This is a genomic window from Schlesneria paludicola DSM 18645 (assembly GCF_000255655.1).
GTDB classification, from domain to species: Bacteria; Planctomycetota; Planctomycetia; order Planctomycetales; family Planctomycetaceae; genus Schlesneria; species Schlesneria paludicola.
In genome coordinates, this window is sequence record NZ_JH636436.1 from 351,394 (window position 1) to 369,954 (window position 18,561).

At 57.5% G+C, this 18,561-nt stretch carries 12 protein-coding genes; 8 read left to right on the plus strand and 4 right to left on the minus strand.

Going from position 1 to position 18,561, the window contains the following annotated elements:
* Positions 1-44 precede the first annotated feature (44 nt).
* Positions 45-1,568 carry a DUF1501 domain-containing protein gene (locus tag OSO_RS0134590; protein ID WP_010587418.1) on the minus strand — a complete coding sequence of 508 codons (1,524 nt, stop codon included), beginning with the start codon at positions 1,566-1,568 and terminating at the stop codon, positions 45-47.
* Between the two features lie 128 nt (positions 1,569-1,696).
* On the opposite strand from OSO_RS0134590, the gene OSO_RS0134595 reads away from it, so the two are divergent.
* Entirely contained in the window at positions 1,697-2,542 is an 846-nt protein-coding gene (locus OSO_RS0134595) for a carbon-nitrogen hydrolase family protein (protein WP_010587419.1), read from the plus strand.
* Positions 2,543-2,766: 224 nt separating this feature from the next.
* On the opposite strand, the gene OSO_RS0134605 is transcribed toward OSO_RS0134595, so the two are convergent.
* Positions 2,767-4,290 (minus strand): sigma-54-dependent transcriptional regulator, encoded by a 1,524-nt coding sequence (locus tag OSO_RS0134605; RefSeq protein WP_010587420.1) that lies wholly within the window; start codon positions 4,288-4,290, stop codon positions 2,767-2,769.
* A 1,006-nt stretch (positions 4,291-5,296) separates the two neighbouring features.
* Between OSO_RS0134605 and OSO_RS0134620 the strand changes: the two genes are divergently transcribed.
* Positions 5,297-6,529, plus strand: coding sequence for an FAD-dependent oxidoreductase (locus tag OSO_RS0134620; RefSeq protein WP_010587421.1), 1,233 nt, complete (start codon positions 5,297-5,299; stop codon positions 6,527-6,529).
* Positions 6,530-6,615: 86 nt separating this feature from the next.
* Here OSO_RS0134620 and OSO_RS0134625 read toward each other — a convergent pair whose 3' ends face one another.
* Entirely contained in the window at positions 6,616-7,131 is a 516-nt protein-coding gene (locus OSO_RS0134625) for a hypothetical protein (protein ID WP_010587422.1), read from the minus strand.
* Positions 7,132-7,533: 402 nt separating this feature from the next.
* On the opposite strand from OSO_RS0134625, the gene OSO_RS46315 reads away from it, so the two are divergent.
* The 5 genes from OSO_RS46315 (at position 7,534) to OSO_RS0134665 (ending at position 14,957) form a co-directional block, all read left to right on the plus strand.
* On the plus strand, positions 7,534-7,917 hold the full coding sequence (locus OSO_RS46315) for an HU family DNA-binding protein (RefSeq protein WP_010587423.1): 384 nt from the start codon (positions 7,534-7,536) through the stop codon (positions 7,915-7,917).
* Positions 7,918-8,141: 224 nt separating this feature from the next.
* The gene (locus tag OSO_RS0134640) at positions 8,142-8,363 is read left to right on the plus strand and encodes a hypothetical protein (protein ID WP_029247786.1); all 222 of its coding nucleotides are present in this window, start codon (positions 8,142-8,144) and stop codon (positions 8,361-8,363) included.
* 606 nt (positions 8,364-8,969) lie between these two features.
* Positions 8,970-9,932: a dihydroorotate dehydrogenase gene (locus OSO_RS0134650; RefSeq protein ID WP_010587425.1), complete on the plus strand. Its 963-nt coding sequence runs from the start codon at positions 8,970-8,972 to the stop codon at positions 9,930-9,932.
* Positions 9,933-10,067: 135 nt separating this feature from the next.
* A complete protein-coding gene (locus OSO_RS0134660) occupies positions 10,068-13,346 on the plus strand; it encodes a DUF1553 domain-containing protein (protein ID WP_010587426.1) in 3,279 nt (1,092 codons plus the stop codon).
* Between the two features lie 60 nt (positions 13,347-13,406).
* Positions 13,407-14,957 carry a DUF1501 domain-containing protein gene (locus OSO_RS0134665; RefSeq protein ID WP_010587427.1) on the plus strand — a complete coding sequence of 517 codons (1,551 nt, stop codon included), beginning with the start codon at positions 13,407-13,409 and terminating at the stop codon, positions 14,955-14,957.
* A gap of 62 nt (positions 14,958-15,019) precedes the next feature.
* Here the strand turns inward: OSO_RS0134665 and trxA are convergent, their stop codons facing one another.
* Positions 15,020-15,880, minus strand: a complete 861-nt coding sequence (gene trxA, locus OSO_RS0134670; RefSeq protein WP_010587428.1) for a thioredoxin — start codon at positions 15,878-15,880, stop codon at positions 15,020-15,022.
* A gap of 349 nt (positions 15,881-16,229) precedes the next feature.
* On the opposite strand from trxA, the gene OSO_RS0134685 reads away from it, so the two are divergent.
* Complete coding sequence (locus OSO_RS0134685) at positions 16,230-18,515, plus strand: PPC domain-containing protein (protein WP_010587429.1); 2,286 nt, start codon at positions 16,230-16,232, stop codon at positions 18,513-18,515.
* Positions 18,516-18,561: the final 46 nt, after the last annotated feature.

Consider the following 18,561-nt stretch of genomic DNA (forward strand, 5'->3'; position numbering starts at 1 on the left):
ACGTGTTGACGGAGATTGAGATCAGCGCGGGGTGGCGATGATCGTCATGCGATGATTTCGGGGATCAGGTGACCGTGGACGTCGGTCAGGCGGCGGTCGATGCCGTTGTGGCGGAATGTGAGTTTGGTGTGGTCGATCCCTAAGAGATGCAGCATTGTCGCGTGGACATCGTAGACCTGGGTGGGATGAGATCGATCAAGGGGTTTATAGCCCCATTCGTCGCTGGGGCCGTATGTCGTGCCGCCTCGGATGCCGCCGCCGGCCAGCCAATTTGTGAACACGAAGGGGTTGTGGTCACGACCTTTGCCCCCTTGGGCGCAGGGCATTCGACCGAATTCGGTCGTCCAGTGAATGATGGTGTCGTCGAGCATGCCGCGTTGCTTGAGATCCATGATCAGGGCGGCGGCACCAGTGGACATCCCCAGCGACAGGGGGCCGTGATCACGGGGGACGTCTTCATGAGAATCCCAGTTGCGACGCGGGAATCCATTGTCACAGCCGGACCAGATCTGCACGAATCGTACGCCACGTTCGAGCAGGCGGCGGGCGATCAGACACTTGCGCCCGAAGACTTCGGTCTCTTCAGGGACGTTAATTTCTTTCGGATATTCGCCTGACCCCTGATCCAGGCCATACATTCTCAGGATATGTTTGGGTTCGCCCGTGATCTCAAGGGCTTCTGGGGCGGCGAGCTGCATGCGTGCGGCGAGTTCGTAAGACTTGATCCGCGATTCCAGACGCGAATCGCCCGTGCGCGATGCGGCGTGCTGACGATTCAAGCGGGTCAAGACTTGCAGGCCTGCAGCGTCGGCTTCTTTCGTGACGATTCCTTCTCGAGCGGGAAACAGGTCTTCAATCGGATTCGCCGCGCCGGGGCGGATCAGGGTTCCCTGATGTCGTGCAGGCAGGAATGCCGAATCCCAATTTTTCTGGCCATTCGACGGAAAGCCGCGGTGATCGGGCATCACGATGAACGTGGGCAAATTGTCGTTCATGCTGCCCAGGCCGTAACTGACCCATGCGCCCATTCCGGGAAAACCAGGCAATTGAAATCCGGTCGCCTGCAGCAACGTGGCGGTACTGTGTACGCCCGTCTTGCCGACAACATTGTGAATGAACGCCAGATCGTCGACGACCGCGCCCAGCGGCTGCGTGATTTCCGAAAGCGACTTGCCGCATTCTCCGTGTTGTTGCCATTTCCAGGGTGCGGCAAACGTGTTCCCGTGGCCGTTCTGAAACAGTTCCACCTTTTCACCCGGATCCCACGGCTGTCCGTCACGTTTTTCAAGTTCTGGTTTGTGATCGAACATATCCACATGGCTGGCGGCACCGGCCATGAACATTTGGATGACTCGCGTGGCTTTGGCGGGCCGGTGGATCACATCCAGCACCCCGTCGGATGCGTGAACGATTGTTTGGGAGTCGGCCGCACCGACTTGTGATTCACGCCCGAGCAAACTGGCGAGTGCCAAGCCCCCGAGACCCCCGCCCAGATTCCAAAGAAGATCGCGGCGGGAAAGGGAATCGACCTGATCAAAGCGTGTGTCGCTGTGGCTGGACAGTGGCAAGATTCATCTCCAGGGATGAAATTTCGTCGCGGAATTGTCATGTTCATCCTAACGATTTCGCCGTCCGTCCGGCACGTTAGATTTCGTTCGAGCCTCATTTTTACGACTCTTCGATCGCGAGACTGCTTATGCGCATTGCCGCTGTACAGATGGATTTTACTCTGGCCGACGTCCCCGGCAATTTGGCGCGCATGATCGAGAAAGTGCGAGAGGCACATGCGGGCGGTGCAAAGCTAGTCGTTTTCCCCGAATGTGCCCTGACGGGGTATGTTTTCGACAGCCTCGACGAAGCGCGTCCGTATGCGGAGACGATTCCTGGCCCCTCGGTCAGCGCCATTTCCGCGGTTTGCGTGGAAATGGGGGTTTACGTTGTGTATGGGATGCTGGAACGTGATGGTGATCGAATCTTCAACGCACTGGCGCTTGTCGGGCCGAAAGGGTTGGTCGGTTCGTACCGGAAGGTTCACTTGCCGTATTTGGGCATCGATCGATTCACCGATTTCGGGGATCAACCGTTTGCGGTTTACGATATCGAAGGTGTGAAGATCGGGATGAATATCTGTTATGACGGTGGGTTTCCCGAATCGGGCCGCTGCATGGCTCTGATGGGGGCGGATTTAATCGTGCTTCCCACGAATTGGCCGGCGAGTGCCGTTACGGCGGCTGACTACATGACGAATACGCGTGCGTTGGAAAATACCGTCTACTACGCGGCCGTTGATCGAATCGGTGTCGAACGCGGCGTGCCGTTTATCGGGAAAAGCCGGATTTGCGACCCGCTTGGCCGAACCATGTCCGCAGCGGATCATGCGAATGATGCGATCCTGTATGCGGACATTGATGTGGCGCGCGCGCGGAACAAGCATCTGGTTCGCGAAGCCGGCGTCAACGAAGTGAATCGGATTGCAGATCGGCGCCCCGAAATGTACGGAACGATTGTCGAGCCGCATTCATTGAAGCGACCCGGACGATAGACAGTCCGCGCGATGTACGGTCGAGAGCGCGATACCTCGTCCAAAGAAAACACAATCCCTTCGCACCAGCTCTCTCCCAAAAACTGGCACGAAGGGATACGTGTTATGTCGTTTCAACCGCCGTGGCGGCTGGAGTGTTCTTGATTGATCTGGCGCCGGTCGAACTCGGATCGCGTGCCACTCGGTCAAACGAGTGAGCGATTGTCGACAGCGACGATGCCAGGTCAGGCGGCGCGACGTTCGGCTTGATCGACGTCATCCACGTGCAACGCAATCGTTGGTTGTTCCGTGGGTGACCAGGCCTTGATGTTCGAGCCTGGTCCGCCGCGGGGAGGATAGCCGTATTCGCGGAGTTTACCCGAGAGTGTACGGATTCCGATTTGCAGGGCCTTGGCCGTCTTTTCACGGTTGCCGGCGAAGCGGTTGAAGGTCGCTTCGATCAGCTTGCGTTCCATTTCGGCGAGCGTCATGCCGGGGAGGGCGTCGGCGTCTTCATTGGCGCTTTCTTTCGACATCCATGGTTCGATCATGGAGCCGGTCAGCTTTGTGCCCCAGTCGAGAGCACACGCTCGCTCGATCATATTTTCGAGCTCGCGGACGTTGCCTGGCCAGTCGTAGCTTTGCAGGACATGCAATGCATCGATCATGATTGAGCGTGGTGGTTTGCCTTCGCGACCGGCGACACGTCGCAGGAAATGTTCGGTCAAGGAACCGATGTCTTCCTTGCGGGCACGGAGCGTGGGCAAGTCGATCGAGACCTGACAAACTTCTTCGTGCAGGTCGCGGCGGAATAGCCCGCGGTCGACCAATGAGCCGAGATCGACATGCGATCCGAAGACAAAGCGAACGTCGAAGCGGACGCGTTCGTGCGTTTCGGGATGTTCGAAGCGTTGTTCGCGAAGCAGGTTGACCAGTCGCTTCTGAACGGGCAACGCGATGAACTGGACTTGATCCAGCAGCAGCGTTCCGCCGTCCGCTTGTTCGAGGCGGCCTGGTTTGTGGCGGCTCATTCCGCCTTGCTCCTGTTCCATCTGGCCAAACAGCTCTTCTTCGAGCGTTTCGGCGGACAAGACACTGCAATCGATTTTGACAAATGGTCGATGAGCACGTCGGCTGGAGTCGTGAATGGCCTGGGCGACCAGATCGATGCCCGTGCCTTGTTCACCTTTCAGCAGAACGCAGCCCGATTGTTCCGAGACCTGTTGAACTTGCTGACGCAAGGTCTGCATGGCGGGGCTGTGTCCGACCATATCGCGAAGATTGCGATTACTGAGTTGTCGTTTCAGGCGGCGGTTTTCCGCATGCAATCGTGACCGTTGGCTGGCTCCGGACAGCACGCGTGCGAAGGTCGAAGCCGTGTAGGGTTCGGTCAGATGCTCGACGCCCGAGGCACTCGAGAAGAGCTGTGGGCTGTTCTCAGAGGCTTCTGGAACAACACAGATGACCTGTGTCGACCAGCTCTTTTGCTGAATTTGATTCGTCAATCCCGCGGCCGTTTCACCGGCTGCCAACACGTCGACCAGACAGATGTCGGCCGATTGTGTGTGAAGTGACTGCAGGGCGGCTTCGACGGTGGAAACCGTTCGGCAAACCATTCCCAGGGCTTGTCCACTCTCACACAATCGTCGAGCGGACTCGGGATCGTGGGACACAACCAGGATTGAGGGAGCTGGTTCGCTTGCCGTGGTGGCTTGGCTTGCGGCAGCACGCTGTGGGAACGGAATGACGTCTGGATAAGCAAATGACATACGGGCACCGTGATTCTGGGAGGAACCGGGCAAGGGGATATGAACGCACCGTAAGCGTGAGTACGAAACGTAACCGCGCAGTGACTGCGTTTATGGCGAACGAATTGATTTTGGGAGATGCCAACGGACAGGTGACAACGAACGATTGTTCGTGGTCGGGTTGCCGATCACGGGCGAGAATGAAACGCACGAGTTTGCACGAAAAGTGCGGGCTCGAAACGTTAGTCCCCGTCGGTGGTCGACCGTGAAATCGAATTGTTTTTTGGATTTGGAGAAAGGCGGGCGAGATGTATCGGCAAGCCAAAAACGTGTCAATCTGTTTTGTTGATTGATTCTTCAGTTTCTTAAAGATTTTCAGAAGCCTCATTGATGATGGGGGTAAACATCGGCAGAAAGAACCAGACACGGCAGACGTCTGATTTACGAGCGGGGGCGAAGGCCATCACTCTAGGTTCATGATGAACGCGTTCGCGCGGTCGCTGGATTTTCCGCGAGATTGCAATTTGGATCATTGCGGTCGGTGTTCAAGACCGATCGAACTCTGGCGAGCGGCAATGGTTCAAAGCTTGTTGAAATATGAGGGGGGCAGGTACCGGGGGCGTTCAGGATGTGATGGCGTTTTCGACTCTTATTGGAGCCAGTCGCCGTGATTTCAACAGGCCTTTTAGCGAGGTCTGCAGACAGGTGGCGCGATCCGTCTTCCGGGAAATGCCAATTTGGACTAACCTTGCCCGATGATTCGCGGGCCTTTTTCCGCGCGGTCTCTGGTTTCGCTGGTGATGATCGCCAGTCGAAGCAGGTTGATGGGTCGAGCTTAGCAGACAGTTGAAGTCGAAGGGATCAGTCTCGCATCCCCACAATGGCCGGGCACTGATCACGTCTTATCCTGATCGAGTTTGGCTTCGCCATTCCTGATGGAAGTATTGGGTCAGTCAGTCCCGAGGTTTCAATCGGCTGTTCGTTCTCGAACTACACGCAGCCCCCTCAAGGAAGATGGGAATCTGTGATGCGTTTGGATGCATTGATTTTCGGTGGTGGTGCGGCCGGCCTTTGGCTATTGGATCGGCTGTCACGCGACGGGCATCATGTGTTGTTGCTCGAGGCACACGCGCTGGGGGCTGGTCAGACGATCGCCTCGCAGGGGATCATTCATAGCGGCATGAAATACACCCTGACCGGGTTGCTCACGCAGTCTGCGAAGACTGTTCGTGAAATGTCGCTCGTCTGGCGAGATTCCCTGCTAGGACGCAGCACGCCCAATTTGTCGCACACACAGTTGCGATCAGGGTTCTGTTTGCAATGGCACGCGGACACGCTTGTCGCGCGAGCGGGAGCGATGGGGCCGCGTTACGCCATGCTGCCGAAGCCCGAAACGGTCTCGATGCACGAACGCCCGGCTGTCTTGAGTGGCGTGTTTGGTGTCGTTGCTCGGACGCCCGAGCAGGTCATTGCACCCCGAAGTTTTATTCAGGATCTGGCGAATCAGTATCGAGATCGCATCCTGAAGATTGACGCCAAGGCGGGCATGGAATTTGAACTCGAGAGTCCCGGAGAAGTGGCCGCCGTACGGCTCACTTCTCCCGCCGATCAATCGACGCTCGAATTGAAGCCACGACAGGTGATTTTCACAGCGGGGGCGGGGAACTCACAACTTCGCAAACATGCCGGTCTCAGTGCCGATTTGATGCCGCGGCGTCCATTGCGGATGGTACTTGTTCGCGGCGACCTTCCGGAATTGAATGGACACTGTCTGGATGGCACGAAACCTCGCGTCACGATTACTTCTGAAAAGGATCAGCAGGGACGCATGGTCTGGCAGGTGGGGGGGGAGTTCGCCGAGGAAAGCATACGAATCGACGAAAAAACATTGACGGAACGAGCACGGTCTGAACTCTCGATCGCCCTGCCCGGCGTAGGCTTACGACATGCGGAATGGTCAACCTATGCCGTCGATCATGCCGAGGGAGCCATGGCGAGTGGCGCAGGGCTGGAGAGTATTCAGGTGTTATGTGCGGGAAATGTCACGACGGGATGGCCTACGAAGTTGGCGCTCGCCCCGATTCTGGCTCAGGAAATCGCGAGTCGCGCCCGTGCGCCGTATGTGATGACGGCATTTGATACCACGCCATTTGTACATTGGCCGCGTCCGTCTGTCGCGCAATTGCCGTGGGATGAAGCAGGTCGCCGCTGGTGGCAAGTGGCGGAAAGCACCGGGTTCGAGCTTCGCCGCGCGGCGTAGGACGATTTTCCATTGCGAATGTCTCATCCCAGTCCTTGAGGCTGGGGTCATCGACACTGGTGCCGCCGAGACGTCCTGCGTTGCTGTCAGTGCCGTGCTTTAATTTGCGTAAGTGCTGACGCAACTTGACGTTTTGCGTCAACAGATTCCTGGATGACCTGACAAAACCGGTCAGGACGAGGGATTCCGCGAAGCAGCATCAGGGTTTGTCCGGCCGCGCCCGTCAGACGAATATCGCCTGTCTGGTAGAACGAGAGTCGCGAATCGGGATCAACGCTGGCGAGTGTAATCTCTGGCAGTGTGGCCGACTCTAACAGACGAAATCCCAATGAGTTGACGCGTTTGATGACTCGGTTTGTCAGTACGTATCGTGAGCCAAAAACCTTCATCCACAAGTAAACAGTGGCGGCGAGGGGCGCGACGAGCAGTCCAAACAGCAGGTTCGAGATTTTCATTCCCCAGACTTTGGTGGGAATGCAATCGAGCAACCGATGGATAAAGTCGCCGGCAGACGTTGCCGCGATCGAGGGGTAGACCTCTTCAACCACGGTCTCGTGGTTGGGGCTCACACCGGAAATCGCCTGGGGCTTTTGAATCAGCATGGTTTCGTGCCGCCTCTCTGATGAGTCTTCACGAAGGAACTGGGATTTCACGACCGACGGGATTCGATGTCGTGAAGATACCCGACGGTTTCCCGAAACGCCAGTTCATGGCCGACTTTGCCGCTCGGACCTGTTGGGCTGGGCAATCCTCGAAAAACGTACAGATGAGGAACTTTACCGGTTGTGCAGATTTTTCCAAAAGTTCCGGATGTCTGGCGCCGATAATGTAAGCAAGGGAATATTGCGCGTCGGCGTGCCGAGGACAGTTTTCCCGCGGATTTGAATCCTAATGCAGTCGGCGACTTGACATTAAGTCTTTTTTGGGAATACAGTTGAGTCTCATCTACACCATCGAATTCCGTCCGGCCCCACGGTGTCGGCATTCTACGGGAGACTCAGGTTGTGACCAAAAAAGAAATCGTCAAAGAGATTTCCGAAGCGCTTGGGATGACACAGCTCAAGACCAAAGAGATCGTTCAGAAGACGTTCGACGCCATCGTGAAAACGTTGGTTGAGGACGGTCGGATTGAACTACGCAATTTCGGGGTGTTTGAAGTTAAGAAGCGAGCGGCACGGAAAGCACGTAATCCACGTACGGGTGACAAAGTTTTTGTCCCCGAAAAATTCGTGGTGACGTTCAAGCCGGGCAAGGAAATGGAAGAGAAGGTTCGTCAGTTGGAAATGGAAGCGGCAGCCAAGGCGGCATCTCAGCAACATGCGCAACAGCAAGTTGAAGTTCAGCCCGCACAGCCACCGCAACATGAAACAACAGAGCAGATCACTTGAGAGCTAAAGGTTCGAGATTTGGCGAGACCTGATTTGTGGCGTAATCGTCATGGATCAGCCGATCAAGCGAATCGGAGTTGGTCAGTTTTCAAGTTCCTCATATGATCCAACCAGTGGCAGCTCTGCTGGTTGGGTGAAGTCGGAGTCGAAACTTCGAACGACAGGATGTCGTGTCGAATGCGAGCGAACGAGACCGCCTGCGGGCGGCGGGCACGGAGGCCATCATGCGGAATCGGTTGTATATTGCCCTGTTTCTGTTGGCAGGTAGCTTGGGGCAGGTCGGTTGTATCGTCCCGATCTATTCATCCTCGCCCGATATTCGCGCTCGGCAACTGATCTATGTGTCGGAAGGTTACCGACATATTCCCGAAATCTGGGAACGGATCTGGGGTCTGGATATGCCTGACGTGGCGACGCCTTATCGTACACACGGCGGCGTGATCTGATTCGATGCGCTGAGTCGTCGGTCAGAGATCGGCGAGACCTCGTGGCAGCGCTGCGCGAACTGGTTTGTCCCGTCGAAGCACGGCTTCGTACAGCGGATCTATGCACATGCATTCCGTGAAAGGTCTACAGGTGGAGTTACCTGTCGGAGATCTTAAGGCAGGGGCATTGTCCTTTTGCTTTACCATTCAATTCGGGCTGTCATTCGGCGCGTAAGCGACGTCTTGTCGCGCCCATTCTCGATCAGCCCACAAGCGAGACGATCCGGTGAGCAGTTTCTGTCGACGCCCCATCGGCCGTCCGGATACTGCCCCCGTCTTGTTTTGAATCAGAGACTTCTTCTCTTTCTCTGTGTCTCCGTGCCTCTGTATCTCCCTCGCCCCCGCTGAGCCCACCTGTACGTTTCGCGTACTTCGTGTGCGCATTGGTAGGGGGGAGACACGGAGGCACGGAGACACAGAGAATGCAAGGGGGGAGCAGGGGCTCATTGTCGTGAGGGGTTGTCTGTGGATACCATATTTGCATGACGGTGGTGGGAATTGTTGCGCGCGGCCATGGGGGCTGAATGGTGCTCTTTCGCCAGGCGTCGCTGAAGTGAGTACCTCGTCGTGCCTTGTTTGGAAGTTCAGCTCAATCGTCTGCGTTTGAAGAATCCGATCCTCGTCGCCTCGGGGACATTTGGATATGCCCGTGAGATGACGGCGTATGCCGAGTTTTCTCAGCTTGGGGCACTCATTCCCAAGACCGTCACTCCGCTGCCGCGTCCTGGTAACCCACCACCACGGACAGTGGAAACACCCTCGGGGCTGCTCAATTCCATCGGACTTGATAACGATGGTTTGGACGCATTCATCGCCAAGCATCTCACCGCGCTGCTGGGGTTGGGGACGGCGGTGATTGCCAACATTGCCGGGAAGAACACGGCCGAGTTCGTTCAGATGGCACAAAAGCTAAGCGAGTATCCGGGGCTTGCGGGGCTCGAGCTGAATATCTCGTGTCCGAATGTCAGTGGTGGCGTCGACTATGGGACGAATCCGAAAATGACGGCGGAAGTCGTTGCGGCCGTGCGCGCAGCGTGTGACCTGCCGATCATCGCGAAGCTGACTCCCAATGTGACCAGCGTTGTCGAGATCGCACGTGCGGCGAGCGATGCCGGGGCCGATGCGCTGTCGCTGGTCAACACGTTTCAGGGGCTGGTCGTCAATTGGCGCAAGCGTCAGCCGGTACTGGGGAACGGGATTGGTGGTCTGAGTGGCCCGGCGATTAAGCCGCTCGCGCTGCGGATCGTCTGGCAGGTGGCTCAAGCAGTGAAGACGCCAATCATCGGGGTTGGTGGAATTCAATCGATCGACGACGTGATGGAGTTCTTAATCTGCGGTGCATCGGCGGTCCAAATCGGCACCGCAAATTTTTACAATCCGACGTTGGCGACCACGCTGGTGACTCAATTGGCTTCGATTCTTGAGGAAGAAGGCTGCGAATCGGTGACGGATCTGGTGGGCACAATTCAGCCCTCAACGGTGGCACGTCTGGCCGCACAAAGTTGTCAGACTGCCAAGTCGTCTGTTTGATGAGGTCCGTCGCCCGATGACGATTCGATGGAATCCATCCGGAGAGTTTCATCAGGCGGCGACACGAGGTCATGTCTTCACAGAGCCAGATTCTTCGCGAGGTTGTTTGTTGATGCTCGATTGAAGGAGGTTCGCGTGTCGTTCCGATATCGGTGTCGCGGATGGTGGGTGAATGCCTCGTGGGCAATTGCCCTGTTCGGGTTCGGTGTCGTCGCCGATGGAAACCGTTTCGCGCAGGCCGATGAACCGTTGCCCGAGCGAGTCGAATTCAATCGTGATGTTCGGCCGATTCTTTCGGATGTTTGCTTTCACTGTCATGGCCCCGATGCGGCACAGCGCAAGGGCGATCTGAGGCTCGATACGCACGCCGGGGCGACTGCGGATTTGGGTGACGGTCGGCGTGCCATCGTGCCCGAACATGCGGAGCAGAGCGAACTGGTTCGGCGGGTCGAATCGACCGACGCCGACCTGCAGATGCCACCGCCCGATTCGGGGCGAACACTTTCCTCGCGGCAGCAAGCACTTCTGCGACGATGGGTCGCTCAAGGTGCGAAGTGGGATTTGCATTGGTCCTTCGTCAGGCCCGTACGAGCAGAATTGCCGCGTGTGAAACGAAGTGAGTGGGCGCGCGGCCCGATTGATCTGTTCGTGGCCGCTCGATTGGAACAAGAGGGAATCCCGCCGTCCCGAATGGCAGAACGAACAACCTTGCTGCGTCGCGCGACGCTCGATCTGACCGGACTGCCTCCTTCGCCAGACGACATGGCCGATTTCCTGCGAGACGAATCGCCTGATGCCTGGGAGCGTCAGCTGGATCGTCTGCTGGCATCACCGCGCTACGGCGAACGGATGGCCGTGCGCTGGGCGAATGCGGCACGCTATGCAGACACCAGTGGCTACCAAAGTGACGGCGAACGCACGATGTGGCGATGGCGCGACTGGGTGATTGACGCCTACAACGCAAACATGGCGTTTGATCAGTTCACCGTCCAACAACTCGCGGGGGATTTGTTGCCCGATCCGACGCTCGAACAGCAGATTGCCACGGGCTTCAATCGAAATCATCGCGGGAACGCGGAAGGGGGGATTATCCCCGAAGAGTACGCGGTCGAGTATGTGGTCGATCGCGTTGAGACGACAGCCACGGTGTGGCTCGGTCTGACGTTGATGTGTGCGAGATGCCACAACCATAAGTATGATCCGTTGCCCCAGTCCGACTTCTATCAGATGTTCGCTTTCTTCAACAACGTCCCCGAGAAGGGGCGGGCTGTGAAGTATGGCAACTCGCCTCCGTTCCTGACTTCGCCGACCCAATCCCAGCAGCGCGACTTGGCCCAAATCGATCGTCGCTTGTCCGCCGCGCAGGCAACGTGGGCGGCGTTGCAATCGGACGTCGCATCGACGCAAGAGAAATGGGAGCGGCAGCAAGTCCCTGATGTGCCCGCGGCTGCGGCCGTGCGCCATGGATTGATTCTGCATTTTCCTCTGGATGGCAATAGTAGTACGGTGGTCTCGTTGCCATCGGCGAACGGGCGTCCCGTCGGCTATTTGGGTCAATTGAGAACGTCGCCCGTGATCTCTCCGAGTCTGGTACTGTCGAGCAAAGACGCCGGAGATCCGCTGTTTGTTTCCGCTGGGCAGGGCATGGCACTTCAGGTTGATGACCAGCATCACGCGGCAGTGGGTGACGTGGCGAATTTTGGATTCTTTGATCCCTTTTCAATTTCCGCCTGGATTCGCCCTGAAGGAGATCGAGGCGGAACCGTAATTTCCCGGATGACGGATGCGATGCACGGCGATGGCTGGTGCGTCGTGCTCGAACAGGGCAAGGTTCAGGTGCATTTGACGAAACGATGGCTGGACGACGCGTGCCGTATCGAGACCGTCGATTCGATCGAGCCGGGACGCTGGCGACAGATTTCCGTGACATACGATGGCAGCCGCGAAACGGCGGGAATTCAGATTTTCGTCGATGGGCTACCCTGGCGGTCCGTGACATTATTGGATGAACTGAATCAGTCGTTCGACAACAAGGGGCCGCTTCGCATCGGCGGCGGGAATGGGCCAGACGGAAGGTTCCATGGTCTGATCGACGAAGTGCGCATTTTCGATCGAGTGCTGTCCGCGGACGAGGCCGCGATTCTTGCCGTAAATAAGCCCCTGTCGGCAATTGCGGCGACGCCCAAAGGGGATCGCACGGCCGCTCAAACGGCGGCATTGCGACTGTTCTTTGTCCAGCAAGCGGCGGATGAAACAATCCGTACCGCGTGGACAGAGCAACTACGACTGCGGGACGAGCGATCACGGTTCGTTGACGGGTTGCCCACAACGATGGTCATGTGTGAAATGCCGCAACCGCGTGACACGCATGTGTTGCTGCGGGGTGAGTACGATAAGCCAGGTGAACGAGTCGGCGCGGATGTCCCGGCGAGTGTGATGCCGCTGGCACACGATGCGCCGCGGAACCGACTGGGGCTCGCCCGATGGCTGGTGAACCCCGCTCATCCTTTGACCGCGCGCGTGGCCGTGAACCGCTGCTGGCAGATGTTGTTTGGGATTGGTCTGGTCAAAACCGTGGATGATTTCGGACAACAGGGAGAATGGCCCAGTCACCCCGAACTGCTGGACTGGTTGGCGATCGAGTTTCAGGGTGTTCCAGCGTCGTCTTCTCAATGGGATACGAAACGGCTGTTACGGCAGGTGACGTCGAGCGCGACCTATCAGCAGTCGTCTCGAACATCTGACGAATTGCAGCAGCGCGATCCAGAGAATCGCTGGCTGGCACGAGGTCCGCGGTTCCGACTGTCGGCAGAAATGGTGCGCGATCAAGCGCTGGCGGCGAGCGGGTTGCTTGTTGAACAGCTTGGTGGTCCGTCGGTCAGGCCCTATCAGCCGGATGGTCTGTGGAAGGATCTGGCGGGGATCGACTATGAACAGGATCACGGGGCCAGCTTGTATCGGCGAGGACTTTATACCTATTGGAAACGGACGGTGGCACCGCCATCAATGGTGACGTTCGATGCGGGTGGACGCGAAACGTGTATTGTCAAAGAGACGCGAACCAACACGCCACTGCAGGCACTCAACTTAATGAACGACGTTACATATGTCGAAGCCGCGCGCGTTCTTGGCGAGGCGATGATGAGGGAGGCCGATGCCACGCCGTCACAGCGAATCGATCGTGCATTCCTGAGAGTGCTGGGGCGAACCGTGCATCCCGTGGAACTGGCGGTCTTGAGTGCCGGGTACGCCGATCATCTGGCTCACTTTCGAATGCATTTGAGCGATGCCGAGACGCTCACGAAACAAGGTGAATCGGTTCGAGCCCCGCATCTTGATGTCGCGGAGCTGGCCGCATGTACGACAGTCGCGGGGCTGATCTTGAATCTTGATGAAACGGTGACACGCGAGTAGCGGTTGATGGCCGAGCGGGTTTGAATCCTGGGTTGGTGAACAATCAGTACGAGGCACGAGATGGCAGTTCATGAAAGTCTCTGGTCAGAGGGCCCTTTAAGCAGTCAATCATGTGTCACGAGCGACTCAACTCCGCTGACCGCAATTGACGATGTCACAGGTCTGCCGCTGACTCGAATGGGTCGCCGTTCGTTTCTGGATTCATCGCTGGGGTTGGGTTCCGTGGCACTCGCCTCTTTGACCAATCGCGCACTGTTTGCCGACCCGAGCGGAAACGTGAAGACCGCATCCGAACTCTCACATGCGGGGCCTCACTTTGCTCCGAAGGCAAAGCGGGTGATCTACCTGTTTCAGTCGGGGGCCCCGTCGCAGATGGATTTGTTCGATTGGAAACCGGGGCTTGCGGCAATGCGCGGCACAGAATTGCCCGAGTCAATTCGTCAGGGCCAGCGGCTGACGGGGATGACGTCCCGACAGGCAAGCTTTCCCGTGGCGCCGACGAAGTTCCAATTCGCACAACGCGGTCAGTCGGGTGCCTGGGTGAGCGAACTGCTGCCTCACACGGCAGGCATCGCCGACAAATTGGCGTTCGTCCGTTCGATGCATACCGAGGCCATTAACCACGATCCGGCGGTGACGTTTTTTCAAACGGGCAACCAATTGGCGGGGCGGCCCAGCATGGGCAGTTGGATTTCGTATGGCCTGGGATCGGACACCGAAGACCTGCCCGCGTTCGTGGCGATGGTCTCGATCGGCACCGGCAATCCCAATGATCAACCGCTCTATGACCGGCTGTGGGGTTCTGGCTTCTTGCCTTCAAAGTACCAGGGAACGAAATTTCGTTCCGTCGGTGATCCTGTCTTGTACTTGTCCAACCCCGAAGGGATGGATGTTCGGACGCGGCGACGAGTGCTCGATGATCTGGCCAAATTGAATGCTCAGAAGTTGGACGAGTACCACGATCCGGAAATCGCCACACGAATGACGCAGTACGAGATGGCATTTCGCATGCAGACGTCGGTTCCGGAGCTGACTGACATGGCGAGCGAGCCGGATCATAGCTTTGAGCTCTATGGGGAAGATGCCCGCAAGCCTGGAACGTATGCGTACAATTGCCTGCTCGCCCGACGACTGGCAGAGCGTGGGGTGCGATTCATTCAACTGTTTCATCGTGGCTGGGATCAGCACGGCAATCTGCCAAAGGCGATCGCCGGCCAGTGCCGCGACACCGATCAAGCATCATCTGCGTTGATTCGAGATCTCGAACAGCGCGGCATGCTCGACGAGACTCTGGTGATCTGGGGCGGCGAATTTGGGCGGACGACCTATTGTCAGGGAACGCTCACAGCCGAGGATTACGGCCGCGACCATCATCCTCGCTGTTTCACCGTTTGGCTGGCGGGGGGAGGCATCAAGCCGGGCACGACGTGGGGCGAGACGGATGACTTCAGCTACAACATCGTCCGTGACCCGGTGCATGTACATGACCTTCACGCCACGATGTTGCACTGCCTGGGAATCGACCACACTCGGCTGACGTACAAGTTCCAGGGCCGATACTACCGCTTAACGGACGTGCATGGGAACGTCGTGAAGGGGATTTTGGCTTAGAGACCGGTGATTCGGGAAGCGTTGCCAAGCGGAGGCTTGGCAACGAGAGAAATGGAAACGCTCTAGTACAGGGCGGTGGCGAGTTTTCGGCGGTACTCGCTGGTGAGTTCTGATCCGGGTCCGAGCATGTCGAAGATCTTGACCATGGTTGACTTGGCTTCGGCGCGGGCCTCGCCAAAATCTTTCTGGACGATCTCGAGGCAGATTTCGAGTGCTTTCCGGTGCTGTTGCGAAGCGGCGTAGGCTTCGGCGAGATGGATCTGAGCGATCAGATTTGTCGGATCAGCCTCGGCCACCTTGCGGGCTTCTTCGACACCACCGCTTTCGGCTGCGGTGCGGCGAACGTCGAGTTCCGACTTGAGCCGTTCGGCTTCCGGTTCGAGGAAGCCGCGTTGTTCGAGTGCCTCAAGGATCGTGGCGCATTCGTCGAGTCGTCCTTGTTTCAGAATGACACCTGCGAGCAGGATTTTCAGTCCGTCCTCGTCGGGCATAAGTTCCAGAGCCTGACGATATTTCAGTTCGGCTGCTTTCGGATCGGTTTCGGCCAGCTTCATTCCCTCTTGTGCCAGTTGCTGTGCGGGCGAGGGCAGCAGGCGCGCCAGCCATTCGCGAATCTGCTCAGCACTCAGCAGGCCAGTGAATTGATCGACCGGTTGGCCCTGTACCATTCCGAAGACCGTCGGCAGCGATTCCACGCGGAATGCCTGTGCGATTTCGGGTTGTTCGTCAGTGTTGACTTTGGCCAGGATGAACTTGCCGCCCATTTCCTCGGCGAGTGATTCCAGGATCGGGGCGAGTTGGCGGCAGGGATTGCACCACGGAGCCCAGAAGTCGACGACGACGGGAACTTCCATCGACTTTTGAATGATTTCTTGTTCGAACGTCTCACGGGTGACATTGATGACGTAGGCTGATGCAGACATCGTCGGCTTTCTTTGGAAAGTGCGCTTCATTGATCGTGAAAGTGTACGGCGATGACGAAACCGCGGCAAACTCGGCGTGGGGTTGAATGGAAACCGGCGGGGTCAAAGTGAGCTTTCGACAGAATCGATCTTTGCGACTTTTGAGCAGAAAAAGGCTTCGTGATGATCGAAAAAGCGGGATGGCGGTGGGTTTATGCCGATTTCGGAGTCCCGCGAAAGTTCTCTGTCGACGGGCCTTTCAAATTGACGCCCGTCGTTTCAGGTTCCTATGATAAAGTATCAGTAAAACCTGATGTCTTCCCCGCCTGAATTGCTCCCGCCTTGCTGACCCTCCTTGGAGTCGAGCCGCATGATGGTCTCTCGCTGCACAAGATCCCTCTTTCTGACCGCCAGTTTCTGTTGCGTTTCATCAGTCTTTGCGCAAGAACCTGTCGTCAATGGAACAGTGCCAGGCGCACTGCCTCCTGGAGCGGCGACGGCGATTCAGTTGAACGGTGGGAATCTGGCCGTCGCGAAAAAGCTGTGGCTCAGTTTTCCCGGCGACGCAACGCTGGCCGAGGGGATCGACAAAAATGGCGAGAACCCCGCTCAGGTGACGTACAAGGTCAATGTTCCTGCCGACACCGCATGCGGGATTCACGCCCTGCGTGTCGTGACCGACAAGGGGGTTTCCCCCTTGAAGCTGATGTTGATCGACGATCTCCCTTCGATTGCCTCGGTCGGTTCGAATGTGCAGTTGGCATCGGCTCAAGCGATTTCGGTTCCAACAGCCATTGACGGGGCTGTTGCAGGGCTGAGCTGGCAGTTTTTCAAGTTTCCAGTCCAGGCCGGGCAGCGTTTGTCGATCGAAGTGCTGTCGCGACGGATTGGTTCGTCGCTCGATCCGATCATTCGGGTGCTCGACCTGCATGGCCGCGAGCTTGCGTATAACGACGACACTCCGGGGCTAAGTGGTGATTCGTCGATTGTCTACACGTTCAAAGATGCGGGCGAGTACATTCTCGAACTGCGCGACATCAAGTATGGTGCCGGTGCTTTTCGGTTGCGAATCGGTGACTTTCCGGTCGCGACCGTTGCCTATCCGATGGCGGTTCAACGCGGAACGACGACGAATGTGACGCTGGCGGGATTTGGCGTTGACGGGCTTGTCCCGACCACCTTGTCTGTTCCGGCGACGCAAACCGCAGAATGGATGAACGTCAGTTTGAAACGACCGAATGGATTCAGCGGATTCAGTGCGGTGGAAATCGTATCGACGCCGCAGTTTGTGGAGCACGAGCCGAACAACACGCTTGAACAGGCGAATAAGGTTGATCTGGGGCATGACATCAACGGTCGATTCGAGCAACCCGGTGACATCGATCGTTTTGTGTTTGCCGCCAAGAAAGATCAGACGGCGACCTTCACGGGGATCACGCGACAGCAAGGTTCACCGACGGACCTGAACTTCAGAATCTTGAACAAAGAGGGCGGGCAACTGGCCGTGGCCGAGGATGTCGGCACGAACGAAGGTGCGGTGACCTTCAAGTTTCCGGCGGATGGCGAGTACTCGCTGATCGTGGAGGATCTGAATCATCGTGGCGGCAGCGAACATGCCTATCGAATTGAAGTGACCGCGGCGGCTCCCGCCTTTTCGCTGGCGGCGTCGCTCGACACGTTCAACATTCCCGCGGGTGGGTCGGTGATGGCGACGGTGACGACGATTCGCACCGGGCACGCCGGTCCGATCGAACTGAGTGCCGTGAATCTGCCAGCCGGCGTGACGGCCAGTCCGTCGATCATCGGTGCCGGTCGCAATGACGCCGTCATGACGTTGCACGCACCCGCAGAATTCCCGGCCGGTGAACTGTACGGGATTTCGATTGTCGGAACCGCACCGATTGGTGGGGCGAATGTCGTGGTTCCGGCCGAGATTAATGGTGTCTTGAAGGCTCGCAACAACAACATGCGATGGACGCCATCGGCGCTCAGTAAATCGATTGTCGCGTCTTCGGCTCCGGCTCCTGGATTTGCCTGGCGTGCGGAACCCAATGTGATCGTGTTCGGAAAGGATCTGTCGGCCAAGGTGAAGCTGATCGCCACCCGCGCGGCGGGATTTGAAGAAGCGGTCGCAGTGGCTGTCACACCTGCCCAGAACGGCCTTCCTGCCGGAGTGACGGTCGCGGTTAAGAACATCGACAAAGGCCAGAACGAAGCCGAGATTGTGATCTCGGCGAACAACCAGGCGGCACTCGGCGACTTCACTGCCGGCTTGAGCGGGACCTTGAAACAAGGCGACAAAACGGCTGTACAAGGGATGGCGCTTCGCTTGCAACTCGCCGCCCCGATGACCATCAAGCTCGATCCTGCGGCTGGCAAGATCACCAAGGGTGGCGAATTGATCGTGAAGGCCGTCATCGAACGGAACCCCGCATTCACCGCGCCGGTGAACGTGACGTTCCAGAATCTTCCCGCAGGGATCACGGCTGCGGCAGCGACGATTCCCGCAGATCAGTCCACTGTGGATGTGAAGCTGACAGCCACCGCGGACGTGGCTGCGGCCACTGTGAACAATCTCACCGTAAAAGGTGATGCCGCGGTGGGAACTGCGAAATTCGAAGCCACATCGCCAGCGGTGACTTTAGCAGTCGAATAAATGCATAAAAATTGATACATTCATCTGTCTCTGACGATTCCTGGAC

Bases quoted from the DNA above. Each gene is read 5' to 3' on its own strand.
- OSO_RS0134595 (WP_010587419.1), top strand. From the start codon at position 1,697: ATGCGCATTGCCGCTGTACAGATGGATTTTACTCTGGCCGACGTCCCC.
- OSO_RS0134605 (WP_010587420.1), bottom strand. From the start codon at position 4,290: ATGTCATTTGCTTATCCAGACGTCATTCCGTTCCCACAGCGTGCTGCC.
- OSO_RS0134620 (WP_010587421.1), top strand. From the start codon at position 5,297: ATGCGTTTGGATGCATTGATTTTCGGTGGTGGTGCGGCCGGCCTTTGG.
- OSO_RS0134625 (WP_010587422.1), bottom strand. From the start codon at position 7,131: ATGCTGATTCAAAAGCCCCAGGCGATTTCCGGTGTGAGCCCCAACCAC.
- OSO_RS0134640 (WP_029247786.1), top strand. From the start codon at position 8,142: ATGCGGAATCGGTTGTATATTGCCCTGTTTCTGTTGGCAGGTAGCTTG.
- OSO_RS0134665 (WP_010587427.1), top strand. From the start codon at position 13,407: ATGGCAGTTCATGAAAGTCTCTGGTCAGAGGGCCCTTTAAGCAGTCAA.
- trxA (WP_010587428.1), bottom strand. From the start codon at position 15,880: ATGTCTGCATCAGCCTACGTCATCAATGTCACCCGTGAGACGTTCGAA.
- OSO_RS0134685 (WP_010587429.1), top strand. From the start codon at position 16,230: ATGATGGTCTCTCGCTGCACAAGATCCCTCTTTCTGACCGCCAGTTTC.